Origin of the sequence: Streptomyces niveiscabiei (assembly GCF_001419795.1) — a bacterium.
GTDB lineage: Bacteria > Actinomycetota > Actinomycetes > Streptomycetales > Streptomycetaceae > Streptomyces > Streptomyces niveiscabiei.
This window is the reverse complement of record NZ_LIRL01001374.1, coordinates 1-1,643: the sequence shown is the minus strand read 5'-3', so window position 1 is coordinate 1,643 and position 1,643 is coordinate 1. Positions and strand designations below refer to the sequence as shown.

Here is a 1,643-nt window from a genome sequence, read left to right as displayed (position 1 = left end):
GGGGGAGGCGTCGCGGTGAAGTGGGTCGCGCTGTGGCGGCCGGGGCGGCGTCGGGGCATGAGGACGCGGAGGGCGCACGAAAGGGCGCGGAAGATAAGGTCGTACAAGGTTGGATCAGCTCCTGGATCAGCTCAGCTGGTTCGGCTTAGCCCCGTTGGATCGTTGCCGCGATCCGGCGGGGCGCTTTGTTGTCGTGGGCACAGACCGTAGGGCATCGCACACAACTGGAGAAGCAGATTCCGGGAAGTCGTCCTCAAGGATGACTTTCCCCGTAATACCTGAGAGCCACTACCGCAGGTAAGGGACCAACTCGTTGCCCTTTCGGGCAAGTTGAGGGAGGTCACCTCCTCCCCCCACCCGCTCCAGATACGCCTCCGGCGAGCAGGCACCTCCTCGTGGAGGTACCGGCTCGCCGGAGAGGCTGGGGGACGGCGGCTTCGCCGGTTCCCCCGGGTTACGACTTCTGGCGTCCGATCGACATGTCCCCCTTACGCGGGGCCCTCACGATGATGGTCTTCGTCTTCTTCGTGCACGGCGGCGCGTACCAGGTCTTCACCGACGTGAGCTTCCAGCCGACCTGCCCGAGAACGGCGCGGTACCCCTTGCTCGTGTTGTTCGTGTCGGTGACCCGCTGGGACCCCGTCCACGTCCACGAGTTGCCGATCTTGACGTCGACCTTCACCTTGGCCTTCGCCACGATGATCTTGGCCTCGGCCTCGTATCCACCGGTGACGTCGAACGTGAAGGTGTGGGAGCCCGACACCTCCCACGACACGGACTGCCGGGGCAGGAGCCACGTCGACTGCGGCTTGCTCTTGTCCGGCAGGAAGTACGGCTTCCCCTTCACCGTGTACGTGGGCGGCTGGTTCACCTCGGGGCAGACGGAGCCGAACGGAGTCTTCGACGGCAGAGGCTCCGGCTCGTCCGCCTCGAACGCGAAGTCGGTCTCGTCGTCGACATTGACGACCGTCCCGTCGTTGAGGACGATCTGCGTACCGTCGGCCGGTACCGGCTCGTCGGACTCGGCGGCGCCGGCGCCGGACGCCGCCAACAGCACCGTCGCTGCGGTCACGAGCGGAAGTGCGGTGCGCGTCAACGTGTTTCTCATGGGTCCCCGTTTCGGTGAAGCTGGTCGCTTGCTCACAGGCGGCAGGGCAGGCGCACGTCACCACGGGGCGCCTTGACGACGCTCCCTGAGTGGCATGTGCACGCCGTCTCCGTCTGCCTGTGATTGTTGGGTACGACGGACCGGAGAAACCTCAGGGGGACCTCAGACTTCGGCCGGAAAGGCCGAGGAGGACGCCAAGATGCCGATCACGCGCGGGACTTGAGCCGCACTCATCCACTCGCCGCACTCATCCACTCACCGCACTCAGCGCCGGGTACGGATCACCCGCACCGGAACCGCGACTCCGCCCAGTCCACCAACGCGAGTTCGTCGAACGGCGTATACGGCTCGACCACCAGCCGCACGGTCTTCCGCCCCCGCAGATCCACATGCACCGGCACAGCGGCGTCCCCGCCCTTCACCAGCCCGGACCGCCACAGCCGCACCCCGTCCGCGTAGACGGCGAAGTACACCTGCCCCAGCCGCAGGGTCATGTCGTCGACGCCGACCAGCGCGTCGTACGACGTACACGTCC

General features: G+C 66.6%; 2 protein-coding genes. Both read right to left on the bottom strand.

The features are described from left to right. Window positions 1-454: 454 nt before the first annotated feature. On the bottom strand, window positions 455-1,072 hold the full coding sequence (locus tag AOK24_RS44195; RefSeq protein WP_240554426.1) for a hypothetical protein: 618 nt from the start codon (window positions 1,070-1,072) through the stop codon (window positions 455-457). A 317-nt stretch (window positions 1,073-1,389) separates the two neighbouring features. After that, on the bottom strand, window positions 1,390-1,643 hold a 254-nt coding region (locus tag AOK24_RS44190), incomplete at its 5' end, for an NPCBM/NEW2 domain-containing protein (RefSeq protein WP_206191377.1).